The following is a 21798-nucleotide window of genomic DNA, read 5'->3' as shown; positions in this document are numbered from 1 at the left end:
CCCTTCAATGACAAACGAAAGGGGGCGGGTGGTGTGCAGGCTTTCACCCTGCGGCTTCATTTGGCGCTTGCACTTATAAGTATTGCAGCAGCTTGTGTGCTTGGAGGCTTGGTCCTGCGGATGCAGGAGCGAGCCGAGCAGGTAGAACTGCAAAGCGTAGAACTACTGTGGAACAGCTACGCAAAAACGGTTTACGAACAGGCCGGAAGCTGGGAGCCTATGAACAGAAGGCTGTTGACGGGGGCTTTTGGAGCCAAGGCGGATCGCCTGAGCTGGGAATCTGCGGCGGAACAGTCCGCTTCTTCGAGACTGCAGCCTGAAGCAGGGCAGGAGAGCCGGCAGGCCAAGACGGGCCGCAGCATCCCGGTGCTGTCCGGCGGTCAGCTTGTAGGCTATACGCAGGCCACAGCCGAACAGGATTGGAAAGCGCGCCGTGCGATCGTGTCAGGTGCAGCTTTATTCGGAATGCTGCTGTATGGGACTGCCTTCCTGTACAGCAGGCGTATGCTGAAGCAGAATCATCGGGACATGTACGGGTTTGCCGCAGAAGTGTGCAAACGGATGCAGCCTGACGCTGAAGGCCTTGCTCCTCTGTGGCGACAAGCTAAAGCGGCGGACGCCGCGGCTGCCGTGCAGGAGGCGCTTGCCGCTGCCGATCGGCTGCATGCGACGATTAGCCGTCTGGAGACGGTGAGGCGCTCTATGGTCGCTGATATTGCGCATGAGCTGCGTACCCCCATTGCGATTATGCGTACGCAGCTTGATCACGCTTTGCAGGGCGAGCCAAGCTTGCCCATCGAGAAAATTGTAGGTCTTCATGACGAGACGCTGCGGCTCTCCAAGCTGGTACATGATCTGCAGGATTTATCGCTCGCGGAGTCAGGAAACCTGCCTTTGCACAAGGCGTGGTTTGCTTATTCGACGCTTATCGAGGAGGTACTCGAGTTTTTGTCTGTCGAGGGCGAGGAGCAGGCTATTGCCGTAAGCTTCAGCAAAGCGCGAGAGGTACAAGAGGTGTGCATTTTTGCGGATAAGGAGCGAGTCAGAAGCATACTGCTCAATTTGCTGGGCAACGCTTTCCGCCATGCACGCAGCCGAGTACGCGTGGAACTCTCCCTAATGGACAGTGAGACTGCGATTACGGTCAATGACGACGGGTGGGGGATCGAGCAGGAGGAGCTGCCTTATGTGTTCGACCGCTTTTACCGCGGCCGTAAAGGGATGAATCTACAGGCAAGGGGGACAGGACTGGGACTTGGACTGGCTATTGTCAGAGAATACGCACAGGTGCACGGAGGCTCAGTATGCGTAAGCAGCACATTCGGGATAGGCACGACTTTCACCTTATGCTTACCCGTGATGTACGAATCGTAAATTCTGCACAAGTTCTGCACATTCGCTTCATTGTGTATGCACATCCTTTTGATACTGTAGAGACATTCCAGAGAAACAGAGGTACTGTAAACGATGTTTATACGAGTGTCGGGGTTAAGTAAAACGTTCGGCAAAGGGGAGGCTGCGGCTCACGCGCTCCGTGAAGTGAACCTGGAAATCGGCAAGGGCGAGCTCGTATCGGTCACAGGTCCTTCAGGCTGCGGCAAAACGACGCTGCTGCATATTATGGCCGGCATCGAATCGATCGATACCGGGGAGGTTTGGATTGGCGATATGCCCTTGCATGAAGCCAAAGAGAAGCAAATTTCCCAATTTCGGCTTGAGCATATGGGCTTTATTTTTCAATCCTATCACTTGATTCCGGTGCTGAATGCCTGGGAGAATGCGGCAATGCCGCTCCTAGCCAGAGGCGTAAGTGCGAGAGAAGCGAAGCGGCGGGCGATTGAAGCGCTGAAGGAGGTTGGCCTGAAGGATAAGCTTGGAACGTATCCTTCCCAGTTATCGGGTGGACAAAATCAACGTGTGGCGATAGCCAGGGCCATTGCCGGCAAGCCTGAGTTGATCTGGGCGGACGAGCCGACGGGTGCGCTGGATTCCGAGACAGCTAAGCAAATTGTCGGTTTGCTGGAAATGCTGAATCGCCATCACGGAACGACGATCGTCATGGTAACTCATGATCAAGGCGTCGCAGAACGCGCGGAACGCATCATTCACTTGCAAAACGGCCGGGTCGTGCATGATGGAGGGCGGGCTGTATGATTTTTTCCCGTTTAGTATGGAAAATGGCCGCAAGCCATCTAACCCGGCATTGGCGGCAAACGCTGCTTACCCTTGTGGCCGGGGTAATCGGGGCTCTGCTTATTACCGTCAGTGTCGTCAACTACGAGTCGGTGAAGCGAAGCGGGCAAGATTGGCTGGAGCAAAGACTGGGCGCGATAAGCTGGAAAGTAACGCCGGACCAGCAGCCGGCCTTTAACCCTGATCAGCTGAAGGTGATGGATCAGTATACGGAACAGTTCAACCATGATTATCGTTTTCTTCCTTATGTGACCACAGAGGTATCTGTGGTGCGCAGTCAAGATCAGCAGCGGGAAGCGTCAGCGCTCTCGCAGGTGCTGCTTATGGGCTTTTCCATGCAAGCCGCGGCCAAGCTGGAAGGGGATGCTTCGGTGCAGTGGCCTGCGGAGCTGGCCGATAATGAAGTCATTGTGAACAGCGGACTGGCCGGGCAGCTGAAGCTGATGGAAGGCGATGTTGTCGAGGTGACATCAAGCCGGGGGAGCCGGAAGCTGCAGGTTCGCATGATCGTTGAGGAACGGGGGCTCGCCGGTTATCGGGAATCGGGTACCCAGACAGCAACCATCTTTGGTGCGGAGTCTGTCGTGCGTGAGCTAGCGGGACTGGAGTCTGACGGTCATTATCCGGCAGTGCTGATCGCGAGCATTGATCCGCAAACAAGCCCGCAGGCGATGCTGATGATACCCGAGCTGAGCTGGCAGCCGCAATATCTGAAGGTGGAGGCGCAGCAAAAAATAGGGAAAATGAATTTCACCTATTTAATTGGCCTGATCAGTCTGGCGGCGATTGTGACCAGCTTATTGTTTATGAGACAAGTGCTGCTGATGATTGCGGATTCCCGGACAGAAATATACGGTACTTTACGGGCAATCGGGCTTTCCCGCAGGCATATTTTCTCCATGTTTCTGGTGGAAGCTTCGCTGCTCTCCCTATTGAGCGCCTTGGCGGGAGTTCTGCTTGGTGCCGCGGCATCCTATGGTCTGATTCATTGGCTGTATGGCAGTTTTGCAGAAGTGCTCCAAAGGCTGACGAGCGACCATATCCCGGTCAGGCCGCATTTTACGGTGGATACAGCTGTTTGGCTGCTGGCGCTTATATGGCTTGTGCTGCTTCTCACAGCTGCCGCAGCTGCCCGAAAAGCGAGCAACCTGCAAATTGTCGCGGCCCTTCGCGGAGACTCCAGCGTAAAGTCAGATGCGACCTTTGGACGGAAGCTGCTGGTCACTGGGCTTGTGTTGTTTGGATTGCTAGTGATGGGCAAGCATGTGCGCGACGTATTTATAACAACGCCTGATCCGGACAACTCCGGCATTTTGCTGACGGCAGTTGCCTGGCTTGGTGCTTGCTTCACGCTGTTGTTCCTGCTGATCTGCTTTTTGCATGTCCTGGAGAAGCCGCTGCATCGTTTGTTGCGCTTGCTGGGAGTACCCAAGCTGTCGCTGCTGCTTGCAGTTAAGTATCCGCGGAGGCAACTGGGCCGGACCTATACAACCGGGCTGCTGTTTGCCCTTGTCATGCTGACGATTACTTTTACGACAAGTCTCAATCAACTGCTGGACGAGATGCGGGATGTGGAACGAAATGAGCAGACGATTATCGGCTTTGGCGGCTACGCGACCTACCAGACAGACGAAGAGAGGCGCAGCATTGAACAGGCAGCGGTGCTTATTCAAGAACATCTTGAGGATCAGGTCGTGATCGAACCCTTTATGATTCAATCTCGCGAAAGCAATCTTGCTCAAGCTATTGTGCCTGTGACGAAGCCGATTCTTCAATCAGGGATCGAGCTGCTTGGCAGGGATTCAGAGTTCAGCTCGGATCAAGCAGCATGGGAGCGGGTGGCCAATGATCAGCAGTATATTATTTTGCCGCACTTTTACATGGGGCGAAATATAGAGGGGCAGGCAGAAGGGTTGAAGGCAGGCGATACGATTACACTGCATGTACTTGAGAGCGGCTTGATAGAGGAAGGGAAGCAGCGGCAGGTCATGCTGGAAAAAGCGTTTGTGATCGCTGGCTTTACTCCGGATCAGGCCAAAAATACGCTTATTGATTTATATGGGGCAACCTATGTACACCCGGAAATCGCGCAGGAGCTCAAGGCATATGGCTTTAAATGGCCTAACCAAAGCAATAAAGGCATCGTATTATTCAGATTTGATTACAAAAATATAAAGCTTTCGCAGCAGTTGGAAGAGCAATTTCTGCTCCATCAAGTGCATACCTTTAAGGTTCCTTATTTGAGCAATAGCGCAGAGCAACTTATGTACCGTCAGATGGGCAACGGTTTTATCGGATTTACGATTTTGTCGGCTTTTATCGGCCTGCTGGGTCTTGCGGTCATACAGTTCAGAGCAATCAGGGAACGAAGCAAGGAAGTGGCGATGATGCGCTGTATTGGCGTTAGCGACCGTATCATTTATTATATGTTTTTGACTGAGGGTGTCATGATTAGTGCTGTTGGTTTAGCTGCTGGCTGGCTGATTGGTTCGACAGGGGCGCATTTGATTAAGCGATTGTTTCAGGTAAGCCGGGAGTCCTTTCAGGAAAGTTTGACATCGGGATATCCATTCGCCTTCCTTTCTGTCGTTTTCGCCGCTTTACTATTGGCTGCTATCGGGCTGAATACAGCTCCGGCGCGAGCTGCACTGGCATTTAAGGCTGCGGATGCACTCCGAAAGGAAGCCCATTAAGGGTCCTTCCTGGATGCTGTGAAATAGGCAGCGAATTTAGGTGGCGATGCCGATACGATAGCGGCCATTGCAGGCGGTTTAGCAGGGGGGCATGAAGGATATGCAACAATTCCGGAGAGTCATTCCGATGTGATATTGGTCAAGGATCAGCTGAGTGGCTTGGCACAGCGCGTCTATAAGCTTAGAACGAGCCTGCTGACAACCTAATTAAACCAGCCGCCTAATCTGACAGCAGCTGGTTCCAGTTGTAATGTTGACTCTGCGTACTTTACACATGTGGAGTCGGTTGCATCCTTGATTTATAAGGGTTTAGAGTAAATATAAAGAAGTGTTGGGTACGAAATGGGGACGCGAACTTATCCACGTCCCCATTGTAATTGTATTCTATAATTTGTACTCCTATGCGGACCCGCATGTACGATTGTGTGGGAAGACGGGGGTGTACCGCCCCCTCTTATTCGACTAAATGCTGACTTTTTTTTGTTGACATCTCTTGCAAACAGTCAGTTTAGTACCGTTTTCCGTAAGAAGCGTGTAAAGTAATTTGATTCGTGTAGCCTTACAAACAGGGCATGTTCCTCTACTTCTTGAAGGTAATTTCCATAGCGCTTTTCCTCTATAATTTTTTGACATATAATTAATCTCCTTCTATATATTTATCTGTGCTTTTAAGTTTATGTGGTTCATTTTTACAATAGACTTACTACTTCACCAAAAAGTACTGCTAGCCAAAACTACTAAACAAGATTGTCGAAGTTATTTGATATTCTAAGTGCGAAATGTATGACAAGCCAAATCACATATGTAAAGCGCCGATACAGGCGTTTTTTTTGGGCCCATTTTTATTGAGTATCTCTGATGATAGGAGGAATATTCATGGCATTTGACGGTTTACTAATGGCATCAACTTGCCAAAGAATTCTTCCTGGATTTTCCAAAGTGATGGTTTTATTAACTAGAATTTTATAAGGCGAGTAGCAGTTGACCAGATATATACGCAAAAAGCCGGGCCTCGAAGTGAAGTGAGGTAATCGGCTTTTTACATGATAAGGGGCTTTTTAAATGCGAGATGTGCTTACCTTTTCCTTCATCTGCGCATTCAACAAGAACGATGCTAGAATGGCAATCAATACCCCGATCGCGCCAACCCATGTGATTGGCGATAAGGAGAATTGACCGATAACGATTCCGCCAATTCCGGCACCTGCTGCCATTGACAATTGCATCGTGGACTGATTGAGACTTAGCATGACGCCTGAATAGTTGGGCTCGATTCGTACCAAATTGTACTGCTGTGTTGGTCCGGAAGACCAGGCGGCGAACGACCAAAGCATGAGAATGGCTACAATCGGCAGCCATGAACTTGTGAACATGACGGTAACCGTGAGTAAAATCAAGGCGGCAATATGCAGCATCATCCCCCCGGCCAAAGTAGGGGCAACCCCCCATCTATCCGTACTGTAACCGCCAAATTTGGAACCAATCAAGCTGGCAATGCCAAACGCCAGTAAGACGCCGCTCAGCACATTTTCATGTAAACCCGCAACTGTAAGAAGGTAGGGTGAAATATAAGTATAAGCGACCGAGTATCCGCCTAGCCAAAAGAATGTAATCGACAGTCCAAGAAATGTTCGGCGATTCTTGAGAAACCTCAATTGTTGGGATAGCGGTACGGGAGCATCGCCCTTCACACGCGGAAGGGTGAAATAAAGCACGATCATCGCCAGCACCCCCGCTAAGGCAAGGAGACCAAATACCGATCTCCATCCGTATTCTGCCGCCGCCATGCGTCCAAGCGGTACCCCAATAATCAATGACGCTGTAAAGCCCATGACAACATTGGCAATCGAACTGGCCTGCCTTCCTTCAGGTGCGATTTTGGCGGCGATATCCAGTGATGTCACGACAACGGTTCCCGCTCCTAAAGCCATCAAGGCTCGTGCGGCAACAAAAAGTCCGTAACCCGGGAGCACGAACGCCAGTACATTGGCGATTACGAAAATTCCCATTGCGGCAACAAGTAACTTTTGCCGTTCGATCTTCGCCGTTAAAGCCATGGTCACTGGAGTGCAGATAGCATAAATGAGAGAAAAAATAGTCACTAATTGACCGGCCGAAGTAATCGAAATATCCAGAGAGACAGAAATTTTGTCCAAAATTCCCGAAATGACATATTCGGATGTTCCAACCAAAAAACTGACGAGTGCTAATAAGTAAACTTTCCACGTGCTTGTCATCAATTTGCTCCTCTTCTTCAAGTTCATGTTATAAAGCTCTAATAATTTTAACCCATTCACATAATGACATATTTGCATTTATCGATTCGTTATAGAAAAAATAAAAACCGAACTTCATGTAGCATTCAGTTCTGATATTTGGAACCTTGCCGTCTGCGCCCGAAATGGGTGGGAGAATAATTCTACGGGCTGAACTTCTTTGGGCGAGAGGCGCCACCTGTATGGCACGATAGGATTGAAGCGGGGTGGCGGCGAGGACCAATTCGCCGAACTCTGCGGCTTTGACGGCGTTACCGACGTCACAACCAAGCTCCGCGCAGATCAGGATGCTCATTGGCCCTCTCGAAATTGCTCATCATAGCCTTGATGACCGGTCATTGCCGCCAGCCATCCTACGATGGCTATTACTATTATTCGATCTCCCGCTTGAGCAAAGCTATCGCTTCACGAATTTTTTCCTCATCCCTTTTGTAATAGGTGTACTTGCCGATGCGTTCGGTCTTAAGTAGCCCCGTTCGATGAAGAATCATCAAGTACTGGGATGCAGTTGACTGTGTCATGTTCAATCTCTCGGTCACCTGGCAGACACATACCCCGATTTTTCTCATATCAATCCCTTCATGGGGCGTAAAATGATTCTCAGGTTCCTTCAACCATTGTAGAATTTGCAGACGAGACTCATTGGACAACGCTTTAAAAACTTCAAGTGCTTCCATACGCATAATTATATCGAAAATCGTCGATGCGTCAAGTTTGCGAGGAAATTAGGGATATAGCTCGCAGCCCAGGTGATGAATCGGAAGAAAACTTCCCCGAGCCTGTTGGGGGATATTGCTCGTTTTTTGTCGCTCGATTGAGTAGGAATTCATTTAATATTGTAGAATGTATAATAAAGCTGATAATACTGACCAGACATTTCATTTTATTGGTGGTGATCATATGGAATTTTATTTTAAAACAATCGGAACAAAAGTACATCTTTATCGTGAAGCCGGCCTCTTCGATGATGATTTAGGCGAACTAAAAGAAACGTTTACTAGAAAGTTAAAAACCAATAAAATTTTTGGAGAGAATTTTGAACTTGAAGATATCTCTGGAGTATTTTCAAAAGGCCAGCGATATTCAATTAAGAGCACAAAGGGCTTAAGTGGTGTTTTAGAGAAAAAAAAGTTTAGCAACCGATATATTTTAAAAGAGACTTAAATTATTTCTCAATTTATAGCAATCCGTTACTATCTATCCAGACAGTCAAAGGACGAGTAGTATTTTGCTGACGCAAATTCTCCACTCATAAGCCTTGATTGGCTGGATTTTTGCTGTATCGTGCCGAAAACAGGAGATAACAGCGCGTCGCCAATCTTCTATTTGGCTTTAGCGATGATGTCCTTGATTACGATCGGGTTCTGTCTGCTTAGTAGTAAGAAGAAACGCATTTAATAACCGGAAGGGCGGTAAGAAAATGAGTAATATTAAAAAAAATCTTATCGCCTTTTCCTTTCTTCATGAGCCGGCCATGCTTCCCGAATTTCAAGAGCTTTACCAAAGAAACCCGGACATTGTCGGCTGGCTGAAGGTTGATGGCACCCGAATTGATTACCCGATTATGCAGAATCCACAGGATGCCGAATACTATCTCAATCATGGTTTCGATAAAGAGGAGAACAAAAACGGCCTCCCCTTTTTGGACGTGCACAGTCGGATAAGCGATTCAGACATTTTGCTGATTCATGACATCACATGAAAAGCGGCGCGATGTTTACGGATTTGATGAGGTACAAGAAGGAAAGCTTTTATAGGGAGCATGCTACGTTCCAGTTCAGTACGCTTTATGAAAAGGAAGAGTATGAGATTGTTTCTGTCATCCTCTCAGAGGTTTACCGCAAATCGGACGATGTTTTTAAATACTACTAGATTGAGAAAGTTGGTACATCCGCTGAGTTTGACTCGTATATTCAGAACATCAAAAAGCTCTCTCTTTATGACACGGGCGTGACGGCCCAGTTTGGCGACAAGCTTGTTGTACTGTCTACGTGTAAATACTCGACCGAAAACGGTCGGTTAGCGGTGGTCGCTCGAAAGCGTGAATGACGAGGCTAAAACACAGGAAACAAGCTGCTTCATATCACGTCTTCCCTTGGAGGACGTGATTTTTTTAAAGATTACTAATGATGAGGGTAAATTAATGATGAATAGATCTGATGGGAATGTTTATAAATTGGATGAAGATGCACTATGGGTTCCGAAGTATAATTAGGATATACCGAAAGATAACTAGAAAAAGATCTATGTGGATTCGGAACAAAGGAGGTAGTGCTATGGAAAAAAATCTGTTAGAACAGTTAACCCTTTGGCATGACAATGATGAATTTGAAAAAATAGTAGGCAAAATCGCAGAAATTCCCGAACAGGAAAGAGATTACGATGTAGTCAGCCATTTGGCGAGAGCGTTAAACAATCTGGACCGTTACGATGAAGCATTGCAGCAGCTTTGGACAATCAAAAAGGAAGGGGAGCATGACCCTCTTTGGCATTTTCGTGTTGGTTATGCCTACTACTACCTATCGCAATATGAGCATGCAGTAAACGCATTCGAAATGGCGAATAAACTGGATCCCGAGGATGAAGATGCTGTGATGCTTTTAAAATGGAGCCGCCACGAGATTGGCATAACAAGCCCTCAAGAGAAGTCGATGACAGTACAGCCAAACGCAATTGCTTCGGTGAAGAATGATACTCCGGCGAATGAGCTCATAAGTTTTAAAGAAAGAATCAAACCGTTTCAGTTCATAGAGCATGATAGCGGTAATGTGTCCATGATTTTGAATGTTGGTGTTTATAAAGATGAGGTTTTTCAGACAAGGGCTGACGAGGGATTTGAAGGCAATGGTTACGATTGGGGATCTTTGGCGGTGGTCTTTCTTGAGGAAAAAATGCCTCAACTAGAAGATAGCGTACATTTTGACCCGGAAGCCGATATGTTCTGCGCTTATTCAGATAGTAGAGAGGCTTTACAAAAATTTGCAATAGGATTTAAAGATGCTTGCGAGGATGACGCCGTAATCAGGGATTTATTCTCCCGCGCTGAATTGGATTGATTCAAGGGCAAAATGTATAGGCCAAATTGACGATGATTGGTGGTGTTTGCTATTTATAAAATTAGCAGGCAAAAGACTGTAGAGGGTACTCGAATTCCAGGCATTATCTGTACTGATCCTGAAGAAAAATATAAGTAACAAATCGAGAGAAAACGAAAATCGGACTGTAAGCTTGAGCCGTTAGATGGCAAGGGCAATATTTTAGAAATTTTGTTATTTTAAATCAAACCAGCCTGGACTATAGGTGCCATTGTCATAAAACTGCCGCGAAATACTGGTAGTCAGGCTTTGAGAATATAGGAGGATACATGTCCTGGAGCAAATTAAAGCAACAACTGGAGAGCTTTCTCTCTCCTGCGTTAAATGGAAGGGTCGAATACCGGGCAACCAGTTATCGTTATCTACCTGATAAATCCGGAATTTGTTATCTTGCTGTAGATAAAAAGAACGTACTTAATATGAGTGATACAACTGGTTCAATCCGATGGTATCAGACGGAGCAGGAAATTAAGAATGATCCGGATATCCAAATTCCTATCACCCATGATGAAATTGAAGCGATCAGAAAGGATACCAAGGGGACCGTTCCCGAGGATCGTCTTAAAGTCATTGCAAGAAGCAGAAAAGTTTCAGAACTTGCAAAAGAGCTTATGTCAGCACAGGCCGCATTAAGTAAATCCAATTTTGTCTTAGTAGCTACTACGTTTTTATCGATTTCTATAGATGAAAGCTTGGAGAGTAATGATATCTTATTAAATATTTTAGCTTTAGTGGATAGACGAGTTGGCAAAAAGCGAATTTTAAACATGGCTGAGAAGATGAAGTTAAAGCATCCCATTGTGCAGTATTTTTATGAACTACGACGCAACTCGTTATGAAAATGAAATCGCATTGACGGGTCATATCGTTTTAGGAGTGCTTTCACTGCTACGGTTAACATATACTGCCGTTTGATTTATGTTGCTTAAACATGCTATAAGTGAAGAAAAAGCAAGAGCATGAGCAGGTTGTAATTACCATTTCGGGATAAAGATTTTTCCTATATTTATAGAGGGGTATTGGATATGAAAGACAATTTTTGGCGCGATTTGCCACGACCTTTTTTTGTACTGGCGCCCATGGAAGATGTGACCGATGTTGTGTTTCGCCATGTCGTAAGTGAAGCAGCCAGACCGGATGTGTTTTTTACGGAGTTTGCAAATACAGAGAGCTATTGTCACCCGGATGGGAATCACAGTGTTCGCGGACGTTTGGCTTTTACAGAGGATGAACAGCCGATTGTAGCCCATATCTGGGGAGATAAGCCGGAATACTTTCGTCAAATGAGTATCGGCATGGCGAAAGAAGGGTTTAAAGGCATCGATATTAATATGGGTTGTCCTGTAGCGAATGTAGCAGAGAATGGGAAGGGAAGCGGCCTGATCTGCCGTCCCGACATTGCAGCGGAACTTATCCAGGCCGCCAAAGCCGGGGGACTGCCCGTCAGTGTAAAAACAAGGCTCGGTTTTAGTAGCGTAGACGAATGGCGCGACTGGTTAACCCATATTTTGAAACAAGACATTGTGAATCTGTCCATTCATCTGCGGACAAGGGAGGAAATGAGCAAAGTAGACGCTCACTGGGAACTGATTCCGGAGATTAAGAAACTTCGTGATGAGGTAGCACCTGATACACTTCTAACCATTAACGGGGATATTCCTGACCGTCAGACCGGCCTCCAGCTCGCTGAACAATACGGTGTAGATGGCATTATGATTGGGCGTGGTATTTTTCAAAATCCATTTGCTTTTGAGAAGGAGCCGAAGAAACATAGCAGTGAGGAATTGCTTGATCTGCTGCGGCTGCATCTGGATCTACATGATCAATATTCAGCACAGGAGCCACGTTCATTCAGCCCTCTTGCCCGCTTCTTCAAAATATATGTCCGTGGATTCCGAGGGGCAAGTGAATTAAGAAATAGCTTAATGAACGCAAAGTCAACAAGTGAAGTACGTGCGCTGCTCGATGAATTTGTGGTGGAGGAAACAGGATAGGCACCACTGTACCGCAGCAGGCCAGGTATCTCGGCCGGAATGCCGAGGCTAGCCACGATTATGAGATATTGGATTTGCACGGGATTGGTTTTGATCCTGTTTTAAAAGGAGCCGATGAACCCGATTGGTCAGTCGCGGAACAGTCCTTTTCTACTGAAGTAGAAATGGAATAAGGCGGATGAAGGAGCATGACGCTCTGGCATTTATTTTCCCCGTTTGGTGGTGGAATCTGCCGGCTGTCCTGAAGGGATATATCGACCGTGTATGGAAGAATGGGTTTGCGTACGGTTCGAACCACCTTCATCATCAGCATGTTCTGTGGATTGGTCTGGCTGGGGTTTCGAAAGAACAGATGAGAAAGCGCAACTATGACGAAATGATTACACATCTGCTGAATGTGGGAATTGCAGATTATTGCGGTATTTCCAGTTCCAAGGTTGAATTCTTAATATAAGACCCTGGATTAGCAGTTCCTTCTATATTATGTAGAAGGGACTGCTTTTTTTGTTGATCGAGCGGGTTCAAATGGAGAAGTTTGTGACGGACATTGACGACAGAACAGGAGTCATGTTAAAAGCCCTTCTAGCGAAGGGGTTTTATATCGTTTATACTGGTAGAGCCAATTTACTTTCTAGGAGTTGTCTGACGAACTATGAATAAGAAAGAAGTCGCACATATACGCAAGCAATTTAAGATGGATAACGATTTGATGAATATTGAAGATATTCTCAACGTGTATATTATGAAGGAAACCAATGAAATCTATCACTGGGAGCGGCTGCCGTTTGGCCTGTTGGACAAAGAGAAGCAGGAGCTGTATATGGGCAATTTCAAAAAACTGCTGACCGGTGAATTGGATCATAAGCTGTTCGAATTGAAGTTTCAGGAAGCAGCGGAGGAACCGGCGCAGGTACTGCTTCACCAAGCTCTCGTGTCGGGTGATCCGGAAGAATGGCAGGACTTGATGCTGATGCTTGTGGAGAGAATGATGACGGATGCCAAATATGAGCGGGATATGGTGATCACGTTCGTTCGGGGACAGTATTATTTGCCGACCAAGGCGAGAAACGATGAAGCGGAAGAGAGCGAGAAGAACGAGGTGTTCGCCCATCCGTTCATTTTATGCAGTGTGAATTCTACGGAGAAACAACGGAAGACTCTCTTGTTCGATTATGTGGAGAGAGAGTTCAAGTACAATGTCATTGTAGATCCGATTATCAAGTTAAGTACGCCGGAGCAAGGATTCCTGTACCCTAGCGTGACGGACAATTATTCCGACGTGAATCGTATTTTGTATTGTACGGGAAAATCGAATTTTCCAGATCCTCATTTTGTCGAACAGGTCTTGAACGGAGAAAGATCCGTGACGGCACTGGAAGAGCGAGCGATCTTCGAAGATATCGTCAAGGAAGTGACCGGCGAGCAGCTCGATTCAGCCACCATTGCACAGGTGTACGAGGAAATCAACCGGGTGATCGAAATTAACGAGGAGACGAAGGAGGAAGAACCTCCGAAGCTGGATTATAAAGATCTGGAGCGCGTACTGAACGCAAGCGGCGTAGAGGACGTGACGACCGAGAAGGTGGAGCGGGCATTCGAAACCATCGTGGACAACAAGAACTATGAAATGAAAGCAACCAGCGTCATGCCGAAGTTTACTTCCAAATCCATTAAGATCGAAACAAAGGTAGCTACGATTTCGGTTAGCCCGCAGGATTTAAGGTATTTAAAACAGGTGAATTTCCAAGGTAAACGCTGCATCATGATTGAAGTCGACGAAGATGTCGCGATTGAAGGCTTTACGCTTAGTACAGAAACGCTATTATAGACTCTTTATCTAAAAATAGTTATAGTTATTGACTAAATATAGAAAACGGAGAGGGGTGTAACATGACCAAACATCGGATTTATACAACGAGTGTCGCAAGTGTCTATCCTCATTATGTTACGAAGGCGGAGAGAAAAGGACGTACGAAAACAGAAGTCGATGAAATCATCCGTTGGTTGACAGGGTATAGCCAGGAAGAGCTGGAAGCGCAACTGGGAAAAAAGACAGACTTTGAGACTTTCTTTGCGGAAGCTCCCCAACTGAATCCTTCAAGGGATTTGATCAAAGGGGTGGTCTGCGGTGTCCGAGTGGAAGACATCGAAGAACCAACGATGCAGGAAATTCGTTATTTAGATAAATTGATCGATGAGTTAGCAAAGGGGAAGGCAATGGAGAAGATTTTGCGGAAATAGTCATAACAAATAGAACCATTGGGTTTGAAGGGCTTATAGTGTGAAAGGACGTAGGAGGCTACGTCCTTTTTCTATGCAATAAAGTAATTTACTCATGGGGTTATTTATCTGCAAAATACTCGACAAGAAAGCGTTGGAATTCGCACGCAGCTTCAGAGCGATATCGTACTTCATTCCAAGATACGGAAAAGGCGCGTTTGTTATCTGTACCTTCGATCGTTAGCAAGGTATATTGCGGTAATTGATCCCCTTTACATCCCGGGACGAATGCAACCCCAAGACCTGCCTGTACAAGGCTCCCCAAAGCAGTGGGCTCCTCTACTTCACAGACAATAGTTCGCCTAATTCCCGCTTTGCGACTTATCTCGTCATTGACTTGGCGAAACGGGTGTCCAGACTTGTAATCGATGAATGAGTCATCTGCCACTTGGTCCAATGTAATGCTGCTTTGATGTTCTAACCTGTGGCCGTGTGGCACAGCAAGGTAGACTTCTGCCAGCAGAACGGGCAATTCACGAATGCCCGGCTTATGAATAGACATCGGTCCAAACCCGAGATCTACGTTCCCCCGCTCCAAAAGCACCCCAATTTGATTCGTCTCGGCAGGCGCAATCTGATTGATGCGGAAGCTGACATCCGGGAACCGCTCGCGAAACGCCGCTATCGCAGGTGAGAGGCGATTTAATGCATTCGTAGCGATACTGACGATTCCTCGTTCTAACCCTGCCATATCCATAACTTCTTTCTGCCCTTCTTCCAATAAGGATAAAGAAGCTTCGACTTTGGCAAGAAAGGCTTTGCCGAAAGCGTTAAGGCGAATTTGCCGATTCGCACGGTCAAATAGCGAGACACCAAGATCCTCCTCCAGTCTGGATATCGTCTTGCTGAGAGCAGGCTGCGCAATATGAAGTTGTTCAGCCGCCTTAGTCATATGCTCCAATCTGGCAACTGTGCGGAAATATTGCAGTTGTAACAGTTCCAATCTTATCGCTCCATTTCCATATACTATAGGTTATGAATACATAAAGAAATATATATTATTATTTATCTATATTTGATTGTAAAATAATCCCTATCCAAAGGAAAGGGTGATTTCTCATGAAGACCGACAAGTTAATATATATCCTTGCATTTACTATGATTTTATCTTCTATGAGTGCGACCATGTTCAATATCGTACTGCCGAAGATGAGCGAAGAGTTCCATCTTACCTACTCGCAAGTAGGCTGGGTGTCTGCCAGCTATTTACTTATCTATGCAATTGGTTCTGCGGTGTACGGCAAATTAGCGGATCTGTTTAACTTAAAAAGCTTGATTACTTTCGGGCTACTCTTCTTCAGTTTCGGTTCTCTGATCGGATTAGCTTCTCAAACCTATTGGATGGTACTTTTGGGCAGAATCTTGCAAGCAAGCGGTGCAGCAGTCATCCCCGCGACAGCGATGATCGTACCGACACGATATTTCCCAACCGAAAGACGAGGATGGGCGCTCGGCATTACGGCAAGCGGGTTGGCCATCGGTAATGCAATCGGTCCAGTCGTGTCCGCAATGCTTGTCAGCTTCGCTCATTGGCGGTGGTTGTTCTGCCTACCGATGCTTCTCGTCTTTACGTTGCCTGTATACCGTAAATATCTCGTTGCTGAGCAGAGTAATGGTGGAAAGCTGGATTGGATCGGCGGCGGACTGCTGGCTGGTACAGTGGCAAGTTTACTACTGTCCATTACGTTTACGGATTGGCTGCCAGCCTTAGTAGGTGCGATAGCCTTCCTCTTGTTCTTCATCCGTATCCGCCGAGCGGAAGTGCCCTTTGTGAATCCAAACTTGTTCCGTAACAAAAGTTATTCACTAGGTTTAACTATCGCAGTACTGGTCATGGCTGTTGGATATTCACTGCCCTTCCTCACTCCTCAGCTCTTGGCAAATGTGCATAAGCTCTCAGCGGGGTTGATCGGCTTTGCAATGGTGCCTGGAGCAGCGGTCTCGGCATTCTTGGGACGTAAAGCTGGAAAATTAGCGGATATTAAAGGCAATATGGTTTTGTTCACGATTGCCAGCGCATTGCTTGTTATTTGTTTTTCTTTGATGTCTCTTTTTGCGGGTGTCTCTCCTATGATCGTCGCTGTCTTCCTTATCTTTGGCAATGTTGGACAAATGTTCATTCAGATTGCTCTATCCAATACGATATCCAGAACGCTGCCGAAGGAACAGACCGGAATCGGTATGGGGCTACTATCCATGTTGAATTTCTTATCCGGGGCAGTGGCTACAAGCGTTTACAGCAAAATCGTCGATCAAGGCGTTACGTTTCGCTTAAATCCATTCAATGCGCTCCCAGATTCTTATGTATACAGCAATATTTACTTCGTGTTAATGTTAACCGTTCTGGGAGTATGGATCATGTATCGTACACAATTCGGAAGCAAGAAGCAATTAAGAGGAGAAAGAAAACACGCCTGATGGCGTGTTTTTTGATTTTAATGATTTCCAAATGACGGAGATAAGTGATTCATAACTCCAGATCAAGTATCTAGTTGCCGCCTAACTTATCCATCGAAGCAGGAATGCCTTCCGTCGTAACATAGCTGTCCTTCAATACGTAGAGAAGCGGCTTTTCGGCTTGATTCGTGGCATCGTAAGCCGAGACGAAGGCATATTGGCTATTTTGCAAGTCAACATCCAGCTCTGTTACCCGGTCTGCCTCGAGACTGATTTCCTGCGTCAATTGTTGCTTATCGCCGTTCAATACCCTGAGCTTCATTGACGAAGGAGAATACAGAACCAGATGCAAGGTTTTGTACTTTTTGCCGAAGTCCATTTTCAAGTAAGGTGATCCCTCGTACCAACCCAACCCTACGTTTTCCGCTGTAAAAGCGTAGGCTCCGTCATACTGATGATTTCCGAATACAAGTTGCTTTTTGTTGATCACATCGTAAAATTTCTCGCTCCAATAATCCACTTTCACGTCTTTGGAATACAACGTAAGATTGCTGCTCTCACGAATTCCGATGGTTTGCGTAGAGCCATCCCATGTAATCGGAACGTCCAAGGCATTGGCTATGACTCGAAGAGGCAAATATGTCGTTCCGTTATACGTGATCGGAAGCACTTCCTTGCCATGGTCGTCAAGTGGATGCGAAGTCTTGCCGTCCAGACGGAAGTTAATCCCTGCGTTGAGGAACGCCTTGATCTCGGTAAGATTGCTAGCGGCAAAAGCTCCGGTCGAAAGAGAGAATATGGCGGTGATGATGAGCAACAGAATAACGTATTTCTTTTTCATCTATAATCTTCCTCCAGTCATATAATCGATTCAATTAGCAAGAGCATACCAAGATAAACGCTTCAAAAGCGTTTCAAAAACAGGTAACAGATAAGGAAACACTTTTGAAGCGCTCGCTACTTTAGAATTGTTTAGAAGGACGTTTGTGATAGGACAGGATGGCATCATCAACCCGGAGTTTTCCCCGACAAGTAAACTGGCCCCGTGAGCAATTTCCACCCGCACAGAAGCCGCGTCAGCCATCGTCCGCCTGCTGAAGGTCCGAGAATAGTGCAGATGAAAGGGGGTTCCCTATGTTTGATAAGAAATCGCGTTTTTCTGTTTTATTTGTTGCCTTATTACTGGCTTGTTTCAATCTGCTTCAATCCGCTAAGGCGCTTGATCTTCAGTTAAATCCGGATTTAAGGATTGAAGTGAAACCGAACATTATCACAAATTTATATATGCCAAGTTCAAATGGCGTAGAGAGATGGACGTTCGAGACAGGAGGAGGGATCAATTCGTCCTCGCCTGCAGTCGCTGCAGATGGCACCGTATATGTTGGATCTACAGATAGCCGGCCAGTGGATCTAACGCTCGGCACGGTTAACGAAGAAGCTTCGCATTCCTTTCTTCGAATGCGAAGCTCTCTATTTTACGAGCTTACTGAGGGAACGTCAGAATCAATACGAGAGCGCTATGAATGCCGCAGAAGAAGCATTGAAGCTTGCTATTCAACTTAAGCGGCGGGATTTGCAGGTTAAGCTGCATGTACAGTTGTTGCAACTAAAGTCTTGCTTGGGACAGATCAGTACTGGCGATGCAGTGGACGAACTACAACATATGTCGGAACAATACGCGGGTGAGCAGGACCAGGCAATCATTCATTTCGCGATGTGGCTACTGAAGCCCGACTCGCCCGAACTTCGGACTGCAGCCCTCACCTTAAACGAGGCGCTGTACCGGAAGTCAGGCAAACAGGAATATTTCGGGCGATTGCGCAAATTTGGCGCCTTCGATCAGACTATTGCAGCTCGCCCGTTACCGAAGCTGGCGGCCGAGGCCATACAGCAGAAGCGAATTCACCCGAATCTACTGGGGGGAATCGATCGTTTTTTATTGCAGGATTGATTCAGACTTCATTATCACTATAGTTAGAAGTGGTTTGAAGATCATGATTAATTTCATGATTTTTTGTTTTATTTCAAATATGTAATGATAGTGTAAGTTATATAGATCGTAAAATTTTACATGGAAAATTATAATCAATATCGAACGTACAGGGAGGAAAGAAGAAAAGGAGATAAATATATATGCGAAAAATGAAGCTTAACGGATTCCAAATTAAATTACTCATGGCGTGTTTAATGGTTTTGGACCATATCGCTTATTTTATTCCTGAAAATTGGGTAGTTATTTTTCATGTTATCACTAGAGTGGTCGGAGTATGGTTTGCATATGGCGCTGTCGAAGGATTTATGTATACAAGCAATTTGAAAAAATACACTATGAGGTTATTTTCATGGGCAGCTTTTATGTTTGCAGGTAACAGTCTACTGAATTTATTATTTAAAGATCATGGTATTACCGTTCACAACAATATATTTTTAACTCTAGCAATCGGTGTATTAATGCTAGCCGCAATAACCAAAATCAAGAATAGAATATTGGGTTTTATATGCTCCGCTGTTTTAATAGTGATTGGAATTTTAATAGCTGAAGGCGGTATGGTAATTCTACCGTTTATGCTCATCACATATTTCACCTATGGTAAAAATAAATACAGAAATATCGGGTATCTATGTCTTTCGCTTGTTTTGTTCTTGATGACATTTGTAAATTACGGAGATCTATTAACAACAATAACAATGCTAGGAATTAACTCGGACTTTATGTTTATTTTCGTTATCCCGTTTTTGTATATGTATAATGGCGAGAGAGGAAGCAATTCTAAATTTGCAAAATACTTCTTCTATATTTTCTATCCAGCTCATTTATGGATAATCACAACAATAGCGTACATCGTTTCTAAATAACTTGAGTTGCAGGAGCGGAAGGATTACATCCTTTCGCTTTCTAATATTTTGACATCTTGCTGTCTTATTCCGTATCCCTATTTACTGTAAAAGGCCTGTGATATATTAAGTTTGAAAATTGATCACAGAGGAGAAGTGGATCGGTTATGCATACGGTAATTAACCCTAAAATTCTTTACTTTGGCACTTCTGTTGTGCTGATAAGTACGATTAACGAAGATGGTACGGCCAACTTGGCTCCGATGTCCTCTGCCTGGTGGCTTAATCAGTCGTGTATGCTAGGTTTAAGTAGCAAGGCACAGACAGTTCAGAATTTGATCCGTGAAGGAGAATGTGTACTTAATCTTCCGTCCATTGACTTGATCCCTGCAATTGATCGGTTGACCCTCTTAACGGGGCGAAATCCAGTGCCAGAATCTAAAGCAATGAGAGGATATAAGTATGAAGCCGATAAATTCGGTATCGCTGGGTTAACCCAACTTCCATCACATCTAGTTCAAGCACCGCGCGTAAAAGAATGCCCCGTTCATTTGGAAGCTAAGTTCGTGAAGCTCCATCCTTTTGAAGAGCCGAGTTCTCTTGTCGCTATTGAAGTACGCATCGAAAAAGTTCACATAGAAGATTATCTTCTTATGGATACAAACTCAAACTATATCGATCCGTCGAAATGGAATCCGATGATCATGAATTTCTGCGAATATTTTGGACTGAGTGAGCAATTGTCTGCATCAAGATTAGCGCCGGTATTCGGACCAGGTTCTGTATAATAGAGTTGTAATTGCTTTTGGCGTTATAGAAAACTAAGGATCAACGAAGGAGGTAATAGAATGAAAATAAGCTCGCAAGTATATGTCAGGGGAAGTATCGAAGCAGTTGATATGTATTGCACAGCATTTGGGTTAGCAAAAACTTTAGAAATAAAGGATGAAACACAGAATGCCTATGCGCATTGCGAATTAACTTTAAATAGTGAACTGTTCTTGGCTGTAAGTGAAGCACCCCAGAGTTGCGATGTTAGTAAAAAAACCTCTTGGCAAACTATGGCCTTCAATGTATACGATATGGGTACCGAGGAAGCTGTCCGCAAAGCTTATGATGTACTGAGTCATGGGGGTACAGTTATTGATCCTCTTGGCCCGTGTGATTGGAATCCGTACTGTTCTAATCTGATCGATAAATTTGGTGTGTTCTGGTGGATAGCGATTTAATTTATAGAGAGCAGGTAATTATGATCATGAGACAGGATTTTTCAAATGTTACAGACGAACAGCTTGCTCAGTTGTTTCCCATTTTGCTTGAACAACATAATCCAGAATGGAAAGAGTATTTCCTCAAAGAAAAAGATTATTTGGAGTCCATCTTTGGGGATGTAATAGTTAGAATCAGTCACGTTGGAAGTTCCGCAGTTGACGGACTTATTGCGAAACCTACTGTTGATATTCTAATAGAAGTGAAAGAAGATACCGATATCCTAAGCATAACCGAAACGATGTTAGATGCAGGTTATGTCGTCAATACGCCCGAGAGTGACATTATAATGTATCTAAAGGGGTATACTCCCAAGGGGTTTCGGGGGCAGGCTGTTCATATTCATGTTCGTTACCGTGGAGATTGGGGCGAACTGTATTTTCGAGATTATTTGAATACTCACACTGAAGTAGCGGCAGAATATGTTGAACTCAAACTTATTCTAAAGGATCAGTATCAGCACGACAGAGACGGATACACGCAGGCAAAAGGAGAGTTTGTTAAGAAATATACGGACCTAGCAAGAAAGGAGTATGGTGGAAGGTATCAGCCTTAAAAACTGGAATGGCCAGGCAAGATCTTTAAAGTTTATAAGGAAGAATGAGCAACGGGTAAATCAATTGGAATATTTTATATGTTGTAATGAGTCAGTAAGCGTGGTACATTATAACTCCGGTCGTTAATTGAAGCATTGTTGGACAGCTTCTGAAAAAGAAATTAAAAATAATGCTTGCATTAATGACTTGGATGTGATATATTATAAGAG

23 protein-coding genes and 3 pseudogenes are annotated in these 21798 nt (G+C 45.5%); 20 read left to right on the top strand and 6 right to left on the bottom strand.

Annotated features, from left to right (window positions below; all coding sequences use genetic code 11):
* Positions 1 to 33: 33 nt before the first annotated feature.
* From ABD014_RS22595 to ABD014_RS22580, 4 genes and pseudogenes are all read left to right on the top strand, one after another.
* Positions 34 to 1374, top strand: a complete 1341-nt coding sequence (locus tag ABD014_RS22595; protein WP_343865124.1) for a sensor histidine kinase — start codon at positions 34 to 36, stop codon at positions 1372 to 1374.
* Positions 1375 to 1467: 93 nt separating this feature from the next.
* The gene (locus ABD014_RS22590) at positions 1468 to 2154 is read left to right on the top strand and encodes an ABC transporter ATP-binding protein (protein ID WP_343865122.1); all 687 of its coding nucleotides are present in this window, start codon (positions 1468 to 1470) and stop codon (positions 2152 to 2154) included.
* Entirely contained in the window at positions 2151 to 4886 is a 2736-nt protein-coding gene (locus tag ABD014_RS22585) for an ABC transporter permease (protein ID WP_343865120.1), read from the top strand. Before ABD014_RS22590 ends, ABD014_RS22585 begins: the two co-directional genes overlap by 4 nt.
* A gap of 39 nt (positions 4887 to 4925) precedes the next feature.
* A pseudogene (locus tag ABD014_RS22580) lies at positions 4926 to 5093 on the top strand (ADP-ribosylglycohydrolase family protein); the annotation flags it as partial.
* Positions 5094 to 5944: 851 nt separating this feature from the next.
* Here ABD014_RS22580 and ABD014_RS22575 read toward each other — a convergent pair.
* From ABD014_RS22575 to ABD014_RS22565, 3 genes are all read right to left on the bottom strand, one after another.
* Positions 5945 to 7123, bottom strand: a complete 1179-nt coding sequence (locus ABD014_RS22575) for an MFS transporter (protein WP_343865118.1) — start codon at positions 7121 to 7123, stop codon at positions 5945 to 5947.
* A gap of 28 nt (positions 7124 to 7151) precedes the next feature.
* On the bottom strand, positions 7152 to 7457 hold the full coding sequence (locus ABD014_RS22570; protein ID WP_343865116.1) for a hypothetical protein: 306 nt from the start codon (positions 7455 to 7457) through the stop codon (positions 7152 to 7154).
* Positions 7458 to 7533: 76 nt separating this feature from the next.
* Positions 7534 to 7839: an ArsR/SmtB family transcription factor gene (locus ABD014_RS22565; RefSeq protein WP_343865321.1), complete on the bottom strand. Its 306-nt coding sequence runs from the start codon at positions 7837 to 7839 to the stop codon at positions 7534 to 7536.
* Positions 7840 to 8062: 223 nt separating this feature from the next.
* Between ABD014_RS22565 and ABD014_RS22560 the strand changes: the two genes are divergently transcribed.
* The 9 genes and pseudogenes from ABD014_RS22560 (at position 8063) to ABD014_RS22525 (ending at position 14492) form a co-directional block, all read left to right on the top strand.
* Entirely contained in the window at positions 8063 to 8326 is a 264-nt protein-coding gene (locus tag ABD014_RS22560; RefSeq protein WP_343865115.1) for a hypothetical protein, read from the top strand.
* A 120-nt stretch (positions 8327 to 8446) separates the two neighbouring features.
* Entirely contained in the window at positions 8447 to 8560 is a 114-nt protein-coding gene (locus ABD014_RS24905; RefSeq protein ID WP_379340769.1) for an LPXTG cell wall anchor domain-containing protein, read from the top strand.
* A 67-nt stretch (positions 8561 to 8627) separates the two neighbouring features.
* Positions 8628 to 9211: pseudogene (locus ABD014_RS22555) on the top strand (sortase domain-containing protein); the annotation flags it as partial.
* 227 nt (positions 9212 to 9438) lie between these two features.
* The gene (locus tag ABD014_RS22550; protein ID WP_343865113.1) at positions 9439 to 10218 is read left to right on the top strand and encodes an Imm51 family immunity protein; all 780 of its coding nucleotides are present in this window, start codon (positions 9439 to 9441) and stop codon (positions 10216 to 10218) included.
* A 308-nt stretch (positions 10219 to 10526) separates the two neighbouring features.
* Positions 10527 to 11096: an SF0329 family protein gene (locus ABD014_RS22545; RefSeq protein ID WP_343865112.1), complete on the top strand. Its 570-nt coding sequence runs from the start codon at positions 10527 to 10529 to the stop codon at positions 11094 to 11096.
* Between the two features lie 186 nt (positions 11097 to 11282).
* Complete coding sequence (locus tag ABD014_RS22540) at positions 11283 to 12251, top strand: tRNA dihydrouridine synthase (protein ID WP_343865110.1); 969 nt, start codon at positions 11283 to 11285, stop codon at positions 12249 to 12251.
* A 41-nt stretch (positions 12252 to 12292) separates the two neighbouring features.
* Positions 12293 to 12699, top strand: a pseudogene (locus ABD014_RS22535) (NAD(P)H oxidoreductase); the annotation flags it as partial.
* Between the two features lie 204 nt (positions 12700 to 12903).
* On the top strand, positions 12904 to 14079 hold the full coding sequence (locus ABD014_RS22530) for a DUF4317 domain-containing protein (protein ID WP_343865108.1): 1176 nt from the start codon (positions 12904 to 12906) through the stop codon (positions 14077 to 14079).
* Positions 14080 to 14141: 62 nt separating this feature from the next.
* A complete protein-coding gene (locus ABD014_RS22525) occupies positions 14142 to 14492 on the top strand; it encodes a DUF2200 domain-containing protein (protein WP_343865106.1) in 351 nt (116 codons plus the stop codon).
* A gap of 100 nt (positions 14493 to 14592) precedes the next feature.
* On the opposite strand, the gene ABD014_RS22520 is transcribed toward ABD014_RS22525, so the two are convergent.
* Positions 14593 to 15474, bottom strand: coding sequence for a LysR family transcriptional regulator (locus tag ABD014_RS22520; protein WP_343865104.1), 882 nt, complete (start codon positions 15472 to 15474; stop codon positions 14593 to 14595).
* 116 nt (positions 15475 to 15590) lie between these two features.
* Between ABD014_RS22520 and ABD014_RS22515 the strand changes: the two genes are divergently transcribed.
* Positions 15591 to 16949 carry an MFS transporter gene (locus ABD014_RS22515; RefSeq protein ID WP_343865102.1) on the top strand — a complete coding sequence of 453 codons (1359 nt, stop codon included), beginning with the start codon at positions 15591 to 15593 and terminating at the stop codon, positions 16947 to 16949.
* Positions 16950 to 17019: 70 nt separating this feature from the next.
* On the opposite strand, the gene ABD014_RS22510 is transcribed toward ABD014_RS22515, so the two are convergent.
* Both ABD014_RS22510 and ABD014_RS22505 read right to left on the bottom strand, forming a co-directional pair.
* A complete protein-coding gene (locus ABD014_RS22510; RefSeq protein ID WP_343865100.1) occupies positions 17020 to 17769 on the bottom strand; it encodes a stalk domain-containing protein in 750 nt (249 codons plus the stop codon).
* A 30-nt stretch (positions 17770 to 17799) separates the two neighbouring features.
* Positions 17800 to 18012, bottom strand: a complete 213-nt coding sequence (locus ABD014_RS22505) for a hypothetical protein (protein ID WP_343865098.1) — start codon at positions 18010 to 18012, stop codon at positions 17800 to 17802.
* A 50-nt stretch (positions 18013 to 18062) separates the two neighbouring features.
* Here ABD014_RS22505 and ABD014_RS22500 point away from each other — a divergent pair, with 50 nt between their 5' ends.
* From ABD014_RS22500 to ABD014_RS22475, 6 genes are all read left to right on the top strand, one after another.
* Positions 18063 to 18491: a PQQ-binding-like beta-propeller repeat protein gene (locus ABD014_RS22500; protein WP_343865096.1), complete on the top strand. Its 429-nt coding sequence runs from the start codon at positions 18063 to 18065 to the stop codon at positions 18489 to 18491.
* A complete protein-coding gene (locus ABD014_RS22495; protein ID WP_343865094.1) occupies positions 18448 to 18879 on the top strand; it encodes a hypothetical protein in 432 nt (143 codons plus the stop codon). Before ABD014_RS22500 ends, ABD014_RS22495 begins: the two co-directional genes overlap by 44 nt.
* Positions 18880 to 19061: 182 nt before the next feature.
* Positions 19062 to 19784 carry a TraX family protein gene (locus ABD014_RS22490; RefSeq protein WP_343865092.1) on the top strand — a complete coding sequence of 241 codons (723 nt, stop codon included), beginning with the start codon at positions 19062 to 19064 and terminating at the stop codon, positions 19782 to 19784.
* Positions 19785 to 19930: 146 nt separating this feature from the next.
* Positions 19931 to 20551: a flavin reductase family protein gene (locus ABD014_RS22485; RefSeq protein ID WP_343865090.1), complete on the top strand. Its 621-nt coding sequence runs from the start codon at positions 19931 to 19933 to the stop codon at positions 20549 to 20551.
* Positions 20552 to 20611: 60 nt separating this feature from the next.
* Positions 20612 to 20992: a VOC family protein gene (locus ABD014_RS22480; RefSeq protein ID WP_343865087.1), complete on the top strand. Its 381-nt coding sequence runs from the start codon at positions 20612 to 20614 to the stop codon at positions 20990 to 20992.
* Positions 20993 to 21018: 26 nt separating this feature from the next.
* On the top strand, positions 21019 to 21588 hold the full coding sequence (locus tag ABD014_RS22475) for a GrpB family protein (protein ID WP_343865083.1): 570 nt from the start codon (positions 21019 to 21021) through the stop codon (positions 21586 to 21588).
* Positions 21589 to 21798: the final 210 nt, after the last annotated feature.

Source organism: Paenibacillus motobuensis (genome assembly GCF_039521865.1).
Lineage (GTDB): Bacteria > Bacillota > Bacilli > Paenibacillales > Paenibacillaceae > Fontibacillus > Fontibacillus motobuensis.
The sequence above is the reverse complement of the archived record's forward strand: the minus strand, read 5'-3'. Positions and strand labels throughout refer to the sequence as shown.